Source organism: Saccharopolyspora gloriosae (assembly GCF_014203325.1).
GTDB lineage: Bacteria > Actinomycetota > Actinomycetes > Mycobacteriales > Pseudonocardiaceae > Saccharopolyspora_C > Saccharopolyspora_C gloriosae.
Genome location: NZ_JACHIV010000001.1, coordinates 2,936,655 through 2,949,164 on the forward strand (window position 1 = coordinate 2,936,655; position 12,510 = coordinate 2,949,164).

At 72.6% G+C, this 12,510-nt stretch carries 12 protein-coding genes; 4 read left to right on the forward strand and 8 right to left on the reverse strand.

What is annotated here, in order from left to right; translation table 11 throughout:
• The first annotated feature begins 209 nt into the window (after window positions 1-209).
• Window positions 210-1,379, forward strand: coding sequence for a S8 family serine peptidase (locus BJ969_RS12995; protein ID WP_184479197.1), 1,170 nt, complete (start codon window positions 210-212; stop codon window positions 1,377-1,379).
• Between the two features lie 208 nt (window positions 1,380-1,587).
• Window positions 1,588-2,028, forward strand: coding sequence for a hypothetical protein (locus BJ969_RS13000; RefSeq protein WP_184479198.1), 441 nt, complete (start codon window positions 1,588-1,590; stop codon window positions 2,026-2,028).
• 75 nt (window positions 2,029-2,103) lie between these two features.
• On the opposite strand, the gene BJ969_RS13005 is transcribed toward BJ969_RS13000, so the two are convergent.
• Complete coding sequence (locus tag BJ969_RS13005) at window positions 2,104-2,436, reverse strand: plasmid stabilization protein (protein ID WP_184479199.1); 333 nt, start codon at window positions 2,434-2,436, stop codon at window positions 2,104-2,106.
• Between the two features lie 188 nt (window positions 2,437-2,624).
• On the opposite strand from BJ969_RS13005, the gene BJ969_RS13010 reads away from it, so the two are divergent.
• Window positions 2,625-3,623 (forward strand): Rieske (2Fe-2S) protein, encoded by a 999-nt coding sequence (locus BJ969_RS13010; protein WP_184479200.1) that lies wholly within the window; start codon window positions 2,625-2,627, stop codon window positions 3,621-3,623.
• 145 nt (window positions 3,624-3,768) lie between these two features.
• On the opposite strand, the gene BJ969_RS13015 is transcribed toward BJ969_RS13010, so the two are convergent.
• From BJ969_RS13015 to BJ969_RS13045, 7 genes are all read right to left on the reverse strand, one after another.
• Window positions 3,769-5,286 (reverse strand): FAD-dependent oxidoreductase, encoded by a 1,518-nt coding sequence (locus BJ969_RS13015; protein ID WP_184479201.1) that lies wholly within the window; start codon window positions 5,284-5,286, stop codon window positions 3,769-3,771.
• Window positions 5,279-5,983, reverse strand: a complete 705-nt coding sequence (locus BJ969_RS13020) for a class I SAM-dependent methyltransferase (RefSeq protein ID WP_184479202.1) — start codon at window positions 5,981-5,983, stop codon at window positions 5,279-5,281. Before BJ969_RS13020 ends, BJ969_RS13015 begins: the two co-directional genes overlap by 8 nt.
• Window positions 5,980-6,978 (reverse strand): phytoene/squalene synthase family protein, encoded by a 999-nt coding sequence (locus BJ969_RS13025; RefSeq protein WP_343071372.1) that lies wholly within the window; start codon window positions 6,976-6,978, stop codon window positions 5,980-5,982. Before BJ969_RS13025 ends, BJ969_RS13020 begins: the two co-directional genes overlap by 4 nt.
• Window positions 6,979-7,097: 119 nt before the next feature.
• Window positions 7,098-7,757: a fasciclin domain-containing protein gene (locus tag BJ969_RS13030; protein WP_184479203.1), complete on the reverse strand. Its 660-nt coding sequence runs from the start codon at window positions 7,755-7,757 to the stop codon at window positions 7,098-7,100.
• Between the two features lie 215 nt (window positions 7,758-7,972).
• A complete protein-coding gene (locus tag BJ969_RS13035) occupies window positions 7,973-9,016 on the reverse strand; it encodes an NAD-dependent epimerase/dehydratase family protein (protein WP_184479204.1) in 1,044 nt (347 codons plus the stop codon).
• 247 nt (window positions 9,017-9,263) lie between these two features.
• A complete protein-coding gene (locus tag BJ969_RS13040; RefSeq protein WP_184479205.1) occupies window positions 9,264-10,880 on the reverse strand; it encodes a molybdopterin-dependent oxidoreductase in 1,617 nt (538 codons plus the stop codon).
• Window positions 10,881-10,975: 95 nt separating this feature from the next.
• Window positions 10,976-11,620 (reverse strand): hypothetical protein, encoded by a 645-nt coding sequence (locus BJ969_RS13045; protein WP_246456786.1) that lies wholly within the window; start codon window positions 11,618-11,620, stop codon window positions 10,976-10,978.
• A gap of 363 nt (window positions 11,621-11,983) precedes the next feature.
• Here BJ969_RS13045 and BJ969_RS13050 point away from each other — a divergent pair, with 363 nt between their 5' ends.
• Complete coding sequence (locus BJ969_RS13050) at window positions 11,984-12,448, forward strand: PPOX class F420-dependent oxidoreductase (RefSeq protein WP_184485211.1); 465 nt, start codon at window positions 11,984-11,986, stop codon at window positions 12,446-12,448.
• Window positions 12,449-12,510: the final 62 nt, after the last annotated feature.

A 12,510-nucleotide genomic window follows, 5' to 3' on the forward strand; every position in this document is an offset into this window, starting at 1 on the left:
CACGGCGAACGGAACGTGATCGAGCAGGAACGGAACTCTCCGTGTCCGAGGCTCCGATCAGGGGTCACTCGGCACGGTGGGGTGGCGCGTTTTTCCGCTCGATAAAGGGAAATCCGGCCGCTGATCCACACACGACCGGCGTCTTGCCGTGACGGGTGTGGCGGGGGTTACCTCATGGGGCACGTTTCACCGAGAGCAAGGGGGCGATCATGACGACAGCCGCGAACGGAACCACGGGGCGCTACCTGGTCCTGCTGGAGGACGACGCGACCGTGCTCGGCGCCCGGGAACTCACCCGGCTCGCCGGGATCCGCACCGCCAGCACCGCCGACGCGGCCGGAGCCGGGCCCGGCGAACTCTTCAGCGGCGCGGGAGGCGTCGTCCTGCACGAACTCGGCGTCGCCCTCATCGACGCCGCCGAGGACCAGATCGCCGCGCTGCAGAACTCGGTGCGCGAACGCGGCACACCGCTGGTGGCCATCGAGGCCGAGCGCGAGGTGTTCGCCATCGGCTCACCGCAGCCACCGGCCGACGGCGAGGTCACCTGGGGCCTGCGGGCCGTCCGCGCCGACCGCAGCGCCCCCACCGGAGCCGGCATCCGGGTGGCCGTGCTCGACACCGGTTTCGACCAGGCGCACCCGGACTTCGCGGGCCGCGACATCGTCACCGCGTCCTTCGTGGACGGCCAGGACGTCCAGGACGGCCACGGCCACGGCACGCACTGCATCGGCACCGCGTGCGGACCGCGCAGCACCCAGGCCGGTCCGGGCTACGGCATCGCCTCCGAGGCCTCGATCTACGCGGGCAAGGTGCTCGGCGACGACGGTTCCGGCGGGGACAGCGGAATCCTCTCCGGCATCCAGTGGGCCATCTCCAACGGCTGTTCGGTCGTGTCGATGTCACTGGGCGCGGCGACCCAGCCGGGCCAGCCGTTCTCGGACGCGTTCGAGCGGGTCGCGCAACGAGCGATCCAGCGCGGCACCCTGATCGTCGCCGCGGCCGGCAACGAGAGCCAGCGCTCCGCAGGCAGCATCGCGCCCGTGGGCCACCCGGCGAACTGCCCGTCGATCCTCGCCGTCGGGGCCGTCGACGAGCAAGGCGCCATCGCTGACTTCTCCTCCGGGACGGTCGACCAGATCGGGCAGGTCGACGTCGTCGGACCCGGCGTCGACGTGTACTCCAGCTGGCCGGGCCAGGAGCGCTACCGCAAGATCAGCGGCACCAGCATGGCGACCCCGCACGTCGCGGGTGTCGCCGCGCTGCTGGCGCAGCAGCACCCGGAGCGGGCCTGGGGCCTGTGGGCCCGGCTCGCGCAGAGCGCGCGGCGGCTCCCGCTCCCGTCGACCGACATCGGCGCGGGCCTCGTGCAGGCCCCTTGATCCGCTCCCCGCGCTGAGCGCGTGATCCGGTAGGTGCGGCGAGTGCGCTCCGGCGTGCTCGCCGCATCGTCGTGCTCACGGCGGCACGTGTGTCGTTCCCCCGATCCGGGTAATCCTCGCGCAGCCGGTCAGGTGCGCTGAACCGGTCAAGCACGATGGGGTGATCGCTGGCGACGGTCGCACGCGATCGCTCGGGGGGACGGCACAGATGAGCACAGGCAACGCCACCGGGGGAGAAGGGGACCGGAACTCCGGACGACTCGGCAGAGGTGAACCGGGCCCGGCGCGGCGTCCGAGATCGACCGCGGCGGCGGTCGACGAGGCCGTCCGGGCTCGGGAGGAGATCGGCGGCGCGCTCGACGACGCGCAGCGCACCGGGGAGACCGCCATCCCGGGCGCCCGCGCCGAACCCGCCGTCGAGGCCGCGGACCTCTCCGCGCGGGACGCGCTGCTCGACGTCGCGGTCCGCGGCCACCGCCTCGCGCAGGTGCTCGACGGCCTCGCGCACCGCTACGCCACTCCGGGCACCGCCCGGCCCAACGACGCCCACGTGGCGCTGGACCAGGCCGCGGCGGCGGCCGAAGACCTGGGCAACTGCGCGAAAGCGGCCGCGGCCGCCATCGCGGAGCAGGCCGACCACCGCGACTGATCCGCCACGGCCCGCCGGTTCCTCGCGAGGAGGACGAGTCCCGCCGAAGAACCGGCCGAGGCCCGCTGGAGGCGTTCAGCTTCGCGACAGCGCGCGTTCCAGTTCGGCCTTGTTCATCTTCGAGCGGCCGTCGATCCCGGCCCGGCGCGCGTCCTGGTACAGCTGGGCCTTCGTCCGCCCGAGGGGACCGGTGCGGTTGCCGGAGCGCAGCCCGCCGCGGCGTTCCGGGGAGAGGTCGTGGACCGAGGTCCTGCTGCGCCGCTTCGCCTGGCCCTGCTGGGCCCGCTCCTTGTTCACGGTCCGGGCCGCGATCTCCTTCGCCCGGGCCTTGCTGCTGCCGTGCTGCTCGGCGTTGGACTTGATGTGCTCGTACTGCCGCTCCTGCTTGCGGTTCGCGCCTGCAGGCATGAGGCCTCCTCCGACGGGGTCGTTCCGGTTCCGCGTTACCCGGTTGCGGGCACCGGCACACTCGTTCGTCGTGATCCGGCGGGGTTCCGTTGCGCGATCGGTGGAATCGCGGCGCGCGGGCGGATCGGGAGCGGGCTCGCGGCGGTCGTTCGCGGCTACCCTGCACCGCTGGACGAAGGGGGAGCGTCATGACCGCTCAGGACCGACGGGCGTTCCGCGAGCGCTTGCCGCTGCGCCGGATCAGGGCGCCGCGGTGGGCCGAGCAGGAGGGGACCTGGCGGCAGGCTCGTCCGGAGCTCATCGACGCCGCGCTGCGGCGAGCGCTGGAACGGCCGTCGGGCAACTGGTTCGTGCTCGCCGCGAGCCGGGAGATCACCGGTGACCGCCCGTTCGGGCGCACCGTGGCGGGCGTGGAACTGGTGGCGTGGCGGGACGGGCGCGGAACGCTCCACATCGGACCGGGAGCCTGCCCGCACCTGGGCGCGCCGTTGAGCGAGGCGCGGGTGCACCGGGGCCGGCTGGTGTGCCGCTGGCACGGGATGTGCCTGGGCGAGAACTCCCCGCGGTGGCCGACGCTGCCCGCGCATGACGACGGGGTGCTCGCCTGGGTGCGGCTCGACGCCGTCGGCGGTGAGCCGCCGCTGCCCGCACCGGTGCTGCCGACGCGCCCCGCGCCGGAGCGGAGCATCCACGCGGTGGCCACGGCGATCGGGCAGTGCGAGGCGCAGGACGTCGTGGCGAACCGGCTCGACCCGTGGCACGGCTCGTGGTTCCACCCGTACTCGTTCGCGAACCTCACCGTGCTGCGCACGCCGGACCCGGATGCGGACGACGACTTCGAGGTGGCGGTGTCGTTCCGCCTGGCGCGGGGCATCGGGGTACCGGTGCGGGCCACGTTCAGCGTCCCGGAACCGCGCACGATCGTGATGCGGATCGTGGCGGGGGAGGGCGTGGGCAGCGTCGTGGAGACTCACGCGACGCCGCTGGGCCGGAACTCGGCGGGGCGCCCGACGACGGCGGTGGTCGAAGCGATCGCCGCGCACTCGGCACGACCCGGGTTCCGGGCGGCGCTCCCGGTCGCGGGCGCGGTCCGCCCGCTGATGCGGTGGGCGGCGCTGCGGTTGTGGCGCGACGACCTCGCCTACGCCGAGCGCCGCTACCGGCTGCGCACCCGCCCTCAGCCCTGATCCACGGCACGGCCCGAGCAGCGCCGGTGCGCGCCCGAATATGTTCCTGAATACTAGGGCTTCAGTGCGGAGTGAAATCAATGCTCTGAAAGCAAAGCCGACAACCGCTCGGACCAGGGAAGGGGCAACGTGGCGAACGGACCGCTCAGGCCCAGCGCGCGGCTGCCCGCAGCAGCGGGGAACGACCGCGCACGGGCACGCTCCACACGTCGTGCCCGCGCAGCCCCCACGAGTCCAGCAGCCGGTCCGCGGCGAGCATGCCGCTGGTCGCGGCGCGCTCCATCAGCGCCACCGGCAGATCGACCCGCACGTGGTCCCCGGCGAGCACCAGCGCCGGTTCCGGGGTGCTGATCGACGGTCGCAGCCCGAAACCGCCGGGCGGGAACAGGGGGCAGTCCGCGCGCAGTTCGTGGCGTTCGTCGACGATCTGGGCCGCGGCGGTCTCCGGGTACACCCGGTGCAGCTGTTCGAGGGCCTGCCCCCGCATCCCGTCCGCGGTGGTGTCGGCGGGCAGCGCGTAGCAGTGCACTTCCACCACCGAGCCGCCGTGCTCGCCGGCCCAGCGCGCCGCGCTGCGCTCGTAGCGCTCCAGCACGCTGATGTTGTCCACCGGCCCGAACCCGCTGGTGCCGAGGAACGCGTGCCGGTGCCCGGCCACCGGGCGGTCCAGCCAGAACCGCGAGACGAGGAACGCCGGCGCGGTGCGCGCGGACCCGATCCGCTCCCGCCAGTCGCGGTGGCCGAGCGCCGGAGAGCGCCGCACGATCCGCTGCGCCGAGCCGAGGTCCGCCGCGAGCACCACGGCGTCCGCGCCGATCGCCTCGCCGTCGTCGAGGTGCACCGCGAACTCGCGCGGCCCCTCGTGCGACACCGACTCCACGGTGGTGCCGAGGCGGAACCGCACGCCGCGCTCGTCGAGGTGGTCGCGCAGCGGGTCCCACAGGGCGGTGGGGAAGGAGTCCGCGGCCACGTCGAACAGCAGGCCCTCGCTGGAGCCTAGGAAGTACAGGTGGAACATCAGTGCCAGCTCGGCCGCCGACAGGTCGGTGGGCGGGGCGAAGAAGCTGCGGGAGAACACTTCGAACGCCAGGTGCCGCGCGGCTTCGGGGAACCCGATGCGGCGCAGGTACTCGGCGGCGTCGATCTCGTCGAGCCGTCCGTAGCCGCCGGGGATCCGCACGTCGGCCAGCGTCGCGGCCTCCCGCAGGTTCATCCGGGAGACGTCGCGCCAGCGGAAGGTGGGGCTGCGGGCGACGAATCCCAGCGCGTTCCACGGCGGTGACTGCGGCAGTCCGGCGAAGGTGTCGGTGCGGCCGTCCGCGCTCAGCAGCGGGTATTCGGGCAGCGCGACGAGCCCGGTGAGTTCCGGATCCGCGCGGCGCAGCAGGCCGCGCAGGTTGTAGTACTGGCGGAAGAACGCGTGGAAGCCCCGGTTCATCGGCACCTCGGAGCCGTCCCGCAGCGTCGTGCTCCAGCCGCCGACGCGTCCGCCGAGGTGGTGCTCGCGTTCCAGCAGCACCACGTCCACGGCCCGGTCACGCAGGCAGGCGGCGGCGGAGAGTCCGGCGATGCCGCCGCCGATCACGACGACGCGGGGCGTGGTGGTGGCGGGGCGGTCCGCGCCGGGGTGGCCGGGGTGGCGCACGGCTAGGGGGTCACGCATCGGGTCGGACTCCGAGGAAGGTGTGGGTGAGCGTGCGCTGCCACCCGGACATCGGTTCGCGGCGCACCCGGTCGAACCCCGCCTGCCGCAACCGTGCCTCGATCCGCGGTGGGGAGTCGAAGTCGAGCACGCTGCGCCACAGGTACCGGTACAGCGCGGCGTCGCCGGTGACGAGGCGACCGGCGGGGATGATCACCGTCCAGCAGACGGCGTGCCACAGCAGCCGGTCCGGCGTGCGGCGCGGCAGGGAGTAGTCGTGCACGGCCAGCGGGGCGCCGGGGCGGAGCAGGTCGTGCAGCAGTCGCAGTCCGGCGTCGGGTTCGGGCAGGTTGCGCACGAGGTAGGCGGCAAGGATTCCATCGAACGGGCCGTGCACTCCGGCTTCGGGCAGGCGGCGCGCGTCGGCGTGCACGAAGCGCACCGCGCTCGGCCAGGTCTTCTCGCGCGCTCGGGCCAGCATGCGCGCTGATCCGTCGACGGCGGTGATGGACGCGTCGGGGAACGCTTCGTGCAGCGCGCGGGTGGAGGCGCCGGTGCCGCAGCCGACGTCGAGCAGCCGCAGGCCCCGGCCGCCGTCGGGGAGTGCGAGCCGTCGCGCGGAGCGGGCGAGGTCGCGGTGGTAGCCGGGGTTGGCGGAGACCAGTGCGTCGTAGTCGCGTCCGCCTCGGTCGAACAGTGCGGTGACTTCGGTGTTCATCGCCGGTTCCTCCCGTGCGTGGTGGTGCGGGCTCGGGCGGCGCCCGCGGCCAGCAGTGCCGGGGTCGCGACCGCGAGGCGCCTGCCGGTGGGGACGGCGAGGCGCTCGCCGAACACCCGGTATCCGGACTCCACCACGCGGTCCAGGATCTCGCCGTAGAGCACGTGCGCGGTGGCCACGCAGGGGCGTGCCACCGGGTCGAGCATCGGGATTCCGGCTTCGGCCTGCCGGTACAGCGCGCGGGTGCGGGCGACCTGGTCGGCGAGGGCGCGGCGGACGGGGCCGTCGGGGCGTCCGGTGCGGTGGCACCAGTGCAGCCGGTCGGCGTCGACGCCGAAGGCGGCGAGTTCGTCGGCGGGCAGGTACACGCGGCCGCGGTCGAGGTCTTCGCCGACGTCGCGCAGGAAGTTGGTGAGCTGGAAGGCGTGGCCGAGGGTGGCGGCGTGGGGCGCGGCGGCGTCCCGGGCGGTGGTGCCGAGCACGGGGAGCACTTGCAGTCCGATGACTCCGGCGGAGCCGTGGACGTATTCGTCGAGCGCGGCGCGGTCGGGGTAGCCGGTGACGTGCAGGTCCATGCGCATGGAGTGCATGAAGTCGGTGAACAGCGCTGCGGGGAGCCGGTACCGGTGGGCGGTGTCGGCGACGGCGGCGAGCACGGGTCGGTCGGCGGTTCCGCCGGTGAGGGCGCGGTGCAGGGAGGTGTCGATCCGGGCGAGTTCGGCGTCGCGGTCGCCGTCGGGGGTGCCGGGGGTGTCGACGATGTCGTCGACCCAGCGGGCGAAGCCGTAGAGCGCGTGGACGGCGGGCCTGCGTTGCGGTGGGAGCAGGCGGGTGGCGAGGAAGTAGGTGCGGCCGTGTTCGGCGTGGAGTTCGCGGCAGCGGTGGTAGGCGGCGCGCAGGGCGGGGTCCTGGACGCCGGCGGCGTCCAGCTCGCGCCGTGCCGTCGGCGATGGATCTCGTCCGGGGCGCCGGAAAATCCTGTTCGCAACGTCCACAGAGGAGATCGAAACACACGTCGTGCGGGCAGCGCTCGGCAGCGCTGCCCGCACGTGTGCCGGGCCACCCCGGTGGACTGGCTCGGGTGGCGCGTGCGCGCCGTGGCGAGCCGGGTGGGTCACTGGCCGGGCATCAGGACCTTGTCGACGACGAAGACGGTGGCGTTGGCGGTGGGGACGTTGCCGCACAGCACGGAGGCGCCGTTGACCTTCAGGTTCTCGCCGGATCCTTCGATGGTGAGCTGTCCGCCTTGCGCGGTCGGGACGGTCTTGGCCTGCGCGAGGCCGTCGGCGTCCAGCCGCTGGGGGACCACGTGGTAGGTGAGGATGTCGGTGAGCTGCTGCTTCTTCGCGGGGTCGGTGAGCAGCGCGTCGAGCGTCTCCTTGGGGAGGGCGTCGAACGCGGGGTCGGCGGGTGCGAACACGGTGTAGGGCGTGTCGGCCTTGTTCAGGGTGTCGCCGAGTCCGGCGGCTTGGACGGCGGCGGTGAGCTTGGTCAGCAGCGGGTTGTTGCTGGCGGCGGTGCCCACCGGGTCGTCGACCATGCCCTGCACGGAGCCGGGGTCGTTGGGGTCGGTGGGGACCTGGGCGCAGCCGGGTCCGAACACGTCGTCGGCGGTGGTGACGCCCTCGGCCGCGGGCTGCGCCTCGGCGGGGGCGGGCGCCGGCTGCTGCGCGGCCGGTTCCGCGTCCTGCTCGCCCTGCCCGCACGCGGAGAGTGCGAGTGCGAGTGCGGCGGCGGTGCCGGTGATCGCGGCGGTGCGTCGGCGGATCCTCATGCTGTGTCCTCCTGGATGTCAGGGATCTCGCGGGGCGCGGATCCCTTGGCCTCACCAGGTATTCGGTGCTCCTGCGGTGGGGGATTGGTGGGTGGTCGACTTTTTTTCGGAGTTTCTCGGGAATCGTCGGTGTTCTGGCTGCGATCGGTGGTGGTGATTCTCGTTTGATCAGTGCGGGAGTGGCCGAGCGGTGGCGCGCATGCTCTCCCGAAGCGTTAGGCGCGCAATGCGGCGGTGCCGAATTCCCGCATGCCTTCGGCGAAACCGATCTCGGCGCGGAATCCGAGCTCGTCGGCCGCGCGGCTGGGGTCGGCCACGATGTGGCGGACGTCGCCGAGCCGGTAGTCGCCGGTGGTGATCGGTGCCGGGCCGTTTGCCGCGTCGGCGAGGGCGGTGGCCATGTCGCCGATGGTGCGGGGTTGTCCGGAGCAGATGTTGTAGGCGGCGAATCCGGGTTGGTCGCGTCGCATCGCGGCGAGGTTGGCGGCGGCGATGTCGCGGACGTGGACGAAGTCGCGGCGCTGGGCGCCGTCTTCGAAGATCCGTGGTGCTTCGCCGCGGGCCAGGGCGGAGCGGAACAGGGAGGCGACTCCGGCGTAGGGGGTGTTGCGTGGCATTCGCGGGCCGTAGACGTTGTGGTAGCGCAGGCTCACGGCGGAGCCGCCGGTGTTGCGGGCCCACACGGCGGCGAGGTGTTCCTGAGTGAGCTTGGTGGTGGCGTAGGTGTTGCGGGGGTCGACGGGGGCGTCTTCGGGAACGGTGCCGGGTTCGAGCAGGCCGTCGCAGGTGGGGCAGCGGGGTTCGAAGACGCCGCGTTCGAGGTCGTCGGTGGTGCGCGGGCCGGGTCGTACGACGCCGTGGGCGGGGCACAGGTAGCGGCCTTCGCCGTAGACGACCATCGACCCGGCGAGCACGAGCCGTCCGATGCCCGCTTCGGTCATGGCGGTGAGCAGGTGCGCGGTGCCGAGGTCGTTGTGCGCGACGTAGTCCGGCATGTCGGTCATCCCGGCTTCGAGTCCGACCATGGCGGCTTGGTGGCAGACCACGTCCACATCGGACAGCGCGGGGCGCAGCACGTCCGGGTCGCGGACGTCGCCGATGACGAGTTCGTGGTCGCCGAGGTAGTCGGGGGCGCCGCCCGGGCCGTGCGCGGCGGGCAGCAGCACGTCGAGCAGTCGCACGGAATGTCCTCGTGCGGCCAGCAGGTCGGCGATGTGCGACCCGATGAACCCCGCACCACCAGTGACCAGTACTTGCATGATTGCCTCCGGGATGGGCGGTGGTCGTTTTGCTTGGGTGGTCGGGTGGTGGAACCTCAGTCGTCTTCTCGTTGCGGGATCTTTTTCCCGAGTGGCTCCGCCACGAGGGAAAAAGCCGTCCTCGCGGGAAGAACGCTGAGGACCCGCTGCGGTGCCGGTTGCTCTGGTGGTCGCTGCTCAGCGGCTTCGCCGCTGACAAGATACGGATCAAGGGCGTTGCCCTTGCTCTCGAACTCTCGGGTTCTGGTCAGCGGGCTGTGCAGAAGACCGAGTGCCAGCCGGTGGCGCCGTCGGGGAGGACGGGGGCGCGTTGCGGTGTTTGGGTGGTGCCGTTGTGGTCGGTGGCGCGGCATTCGATGGTGTGCCCGCCCGGTGCGAGGTCGACGTCGGTGCGCCACATCCGCCAGGTCTGCCGGTTGACCTCGGTGGACAGTTGCGCTTGCTGCCACGGTCCGCGGTCGACGCGGACTTCGACGCGTTCGATGCCGATGGGCTGCGCCCAGGCAATGCCGGCGACGGTGGTGCGTCCGGCGGGGATGCGGCCGAAGCCGCCGGGGCGGTCGATGCGGGACTGGACCTTGATCGGGCCGAAGCGTCCCCAGCCGCGTTCGATCCAGTAGGCGGGTTTGTCGAAGGTGGTCAGTTCGAGGTCGGTGAGCCATTTCGTCGCCGACACGTAGCCGTAGAGGCCGGGGGTGACCATGCGGACGGGGAAGCCGTGTTCGGCGGGCAGCGGTTCGCCGTTCATCCCGTAGGCCAGCAGCGCGCCGCGTTCCGGGTCGAGCAGTGCCTCCACCGGTGTGCCCGCGGTGAATCCGTCGGCGCTGGTGCTGAAGACCTGTTCGGATCCGGGGCGGACCCCGGCGGCCAGCAGCACGTCGCGGAGGAAGACGCCGGTGAACTCGGCGGTGGAGATGTAGGGCCCGCCGACGTCGTTGGACACGCAGGTCATGGTGATCGTCCGGGTGACCTGGGGGAATCGGCGCAGTTCGGTGAAGCCCAGGTCGAGTTCGCGCTCCACCATGCCGTGCACCCGCAGCCGCCAGTCGGCGAGCTCGACGCGCGGGATGCTCAGCGCGGTGTCGATGCGGTAGAAGTCGCGGTTGGCGGTGAGGAACGACGGGGTGCCCGCGGCGGCGAAGTCGGCCCCGGCGGGCACGGTCTGGGCGGGGGAGGCGGCGAGGGCTTGCGCGACGGTGCGCCGGGATGCTTCGGCGTCCCGGCCGCCGGTGAGCAGGGAGCCGGCGGCGCCGGTGACCCCGGCGGTGGCGGCCACCGCGACCGAGGACACCAGGAACCGGCGCCGGTCCGGGGTTGTGGTCTCGGGGAGCAGTTCGGGGTCGTAGGGCTCTTCCAGCGTGTCGTGCGGGTCGTGCTCGGTGCGCGGCGGCGCGGGGAGGTCGGTGGCGGCGAGGGCGGTGCGGTGCAGCAGCCGGAACGCGGCGATGCCGGCGAGCGCGGCGATCAGCGGTGCGAGCACGCCGAGTGCGCCGACGTCGGGCCGGGACAGCACGGCGGCCACGCCGAGCAGCCCGAACGCGCCGATGAGTGCGACTCCGGGGCGGGCGTCGCGGCGGGAGAGCAGTCCGGCCGCGGCGGCCAGCAGCGCGATGACGATCGCCATCCCGCCCAGCAGGGCGATCTTGTCGGCTTGTCCGAAGGTGCGGATGGCGAACTGCTTCACCGGTTCCGGGGTGAGGTCGATCGCCGAGTTGCCCACCGCGAGGAACGGGGACGCGCGGGGTTCGAGCAGGGCGGCGAGCAGGTGACCGGTGCCCAGCGCGACCGCGGCCGCCAGGACTCCGCACCACGCCGCCACCGGGAGGCGCAGACGGTGCAGGGACTTCGTGTTCACACCGTCCATTCGTAGCCGTCGCGCGCCTGGATCGGTCGTTGCGGCGGGTGTCGGTTCTCGTTCCGTAAGAACTGCGGTCGCGTCCCGGTGCCCGCGTCCCGGTGTCAGGGCAGCTGTGCTTCCCGGACGGCTTCGTCGAGGCTGTCCAGCAGCACCACGCCGAGCGTGTTCGCCATCGACCCGGTCGCGAGTTCCCCGCGCAGCTTCGACGCGAGCGTCCGCACCCGCCGCGGGTCCGGCCGGGTGCTGCGCGCCGCGTCCCACAGGCGTTGGGCGGTGCGCTGCACGAGTTCGTCCTCGCCGTAGCGGGCGTGCACGGTGGGCAGCGCCAGCAGGCACACCTTGGCGACGCGGGCGATCCCGTCGAGCGAGTCGGGGGGCACGGTCGTCGGCTCGGCCGATTCGCGCGGTGCGACGACTTCGGGGGCGCGTGCGGTCAGCACTGTCCCTGGGTCCGCGTTCCGCCAGGCGCGGGTGTCCCCGTCGTGTTCGCTCACGCAGATCAGTCCGGAGCCGGTGAGTCCGGCGCGCAGCGGCAGTCCGTCGTCGTGTTCCGCGCCGGTGGCCACGAGTTCGTCGTCGCGCAGCGATTCGACGACCGCGCCGAGTTCGGCGCGGTCGGGTGCCGGTGCGAGCGCGCCTGCTTGCGCGCTGTCCAGGAATGCGGCGACCTCCGGCCGGAAGTGGTCTTCGGCGTAGAGGTAGCGCAGGAATTCCCGTGCGACCGCGTCGATCCTCGGCAACGTCATCTCCCGGTTCCGCGGTCCGGCAGGTGATGGCCGCCGCGCGAGTGCGGTGATGCTTGCGCGGGACGGCCCGAATGGCCGTCACCGCTCCCCAGTCCTGCGGCGTCCGGTGCCCCCGCACCGTTCGGCCCGGACGTCGTCCGAGCCGTGCCGCCGCAGTCAGGTTACGGGCGTGGGCGCGCAGATCGCAGGGTCTTTCGTCACTCACATGGCGCGTGAGGAAGGGGGAATTCTTCGTGGGATGTCGACGAGTGCGGGCCATTACGTCACATCGGTGACTCGGCTCGCGGGACGGCCGGTCGGGGTGCTGGGGTAGGTTCGCCGCCGAAAAGCCAGGAAATCACGATCGTCATGGGAAGGACCGCCTTGGCTCCCACCATCGCCACCAACAAGCGCGTCGAGCGGCCGGAGCTGCTGGAGTTCCTCCGCCCGCGTCACCACGCCCTGCTGGTCACCGAACGCGGCAGCGGACGTCCGCAGATCTCGCCGGTGACGTGCGGCGTCGACGCTGAGGGCCGCATCGTGATCTCGACCTATCCGGACCGGGCGAAGACCGTCAACGCGCGGCGCACCGAGCAGGTGTCGGTGTGCGTGCTCTCCGACGAGTTCAACGGTGCTTGGGTGCAGGTCGACGGGCGCGCGGAGGTGATCGATCAGCCCGACAGCGTGGAGCCGCTGGTGGACTACTTCCGCAGCATCTCCGGTGAGCACCCGGATTGGGACGAGTACCGGGAGGCGATGCGCAAGCAGGGCAAGTCGCTGATCCGCGTCACCATCGACGACTGGGGTCCGATCGCCACCGGCGGTTTCCCGGCGCGCCTGGTGGAGTGACGGGTTCGTTCGGTGAGGTCCCGGCGGGGTAATCCGGCTGCGGCGCGCGGAATCCGGTGCGT

What these genes read in the sequence shown, in the direction of transcription:
- BJ969_RS12995 (WP_184479197.1), top strand. Translation starts at nt 210, where the DNA reads ATGACGACAGCCGCGAACGGAACCACGGGGCGCTACCTGGTCCTGCTG.
- BJ969_RS13000 (WP_184479198.1), top strand. Translation starts at nt 1,588, where the DNA reads ATGAGCACAGGCAACGCCACCGGGGGAGAAGGGGACCGGAACTCCGGA.
- BJ969_RS13005 (WP_184479199.1), bottom strand. Translation starts at nt 2,436, where the DNA reads ATGCCTGCAGGCGCGAACCGCAAGCAGGAGCGGCAGTACGAGCACATC.
- BJ969_RS13010 (WP_184479200.1), top strand. Translation starts at nt 2,625, where the DNA reads ATGACCGCTCAGGACCGACGGGCGTTCCGCGAGCGCTTGCCGCTGCGC.
- BJ969_RS13015 (WP_184479201.1), bottom strand. Translation starts at nt 5,286, where the DNA reads ATGCGTGACCCCCTAGCCGTGCGCCACCCCGGCCACCCCGGCGCGGAC.
- BJ969_RS13020 (WP_184479202.1), bottom strand. Translation starts at nt 5,983, where the DNA reads ATGAACACCGAAGTCACCGCACTGTTCGACCGAGGCGGACGCGACTAC.
- BJ969_RS13030 (WP_184479203.1), bottom strand. Translation starts at nt 7,757, where the DNA reads ATGAGGATCCGCCGACGCACCGCCGCGATCACCGGCACCGCCGCCGCA.
- BJ969_RS13035 (WP_184479204.1), bottom strand. Translation starts at nt 9,016, where the DNA reads ATGCAAGTACTGGTCACTGGTGGTGCGGGGTTCATCGGGTCGCACATC.
- BJ969_RS13040 (WP_184479205.1), bottom strand. Translation starts at nt 10,880, where the DNA reads ATGGACGGTGTGAACACGAAGTCCCTGCACCGTCTGCGCCTCCCGGTG.
- BJ969_RS13045 (WP_246456786.1), bottom strand. Translation starts at nt 11,620, where the DNA reads ATGACGTTGCCGAGGATCGACGCGGTCGCACGGGAATTCCTGCGCTAC.